The organism is Faecalibacterium sp. DFI.5.82 (genome assembly GCF_029076575.1).
GTDB lineage: Bacteria > Bacillota > Clostridia > Oscillospirales > Ruminococcaceae > Faecalibacterium > Faecalibacterium duncaniae.
The window spans coordinates 1-303 of sequence record NZ_JARFIS010000705.1; the positions used below are offsets into that span (position 1 = coordinate 1).

The 303-nt window shown below is 50.8% G+C and carries 1 tRNA gene; it reads right to left on the reverse strand.

The features are described 5' to 3' along the window. Positions 1 to 86: 86 nt before the first annotated feature. Positions 87 to 160: transfer RNA gene (locus P0G09_RS18520), tRNA-Gln, on the reverse strand. Positions 161 to 303 lie beyond the last annotated feature (143 nt).

A 303-nucleotide genomic window follows, 5' to 3' on the forward strand; every position in this document is an offset into this window, starting at 1 on the left:
CCACGGCCTCCTCGTCCCGAACGAGGCGCGCTACCAACTGCGCTATGCCCCGAAAATACCGCAGCCGGAAGGCGACTGCGGTTTGCTGGTTGGGGATGAGAGAATCGAACTCCCACAAGTAGAGTCAGAGTCTACCGCACTACCACTATGCAAATCCCCATCATTCTGTTGTCGTCAGCTTTGAACCTCGCCGCTGACAAGGAATATTATACTATACGGCCCGGGTCTTGTCAACACTTTTATTGAGATTTTTCGCCTGAGCAGAAAATGCCAAAAACTTTCTCTTTCCGGCAAAGTATGTTA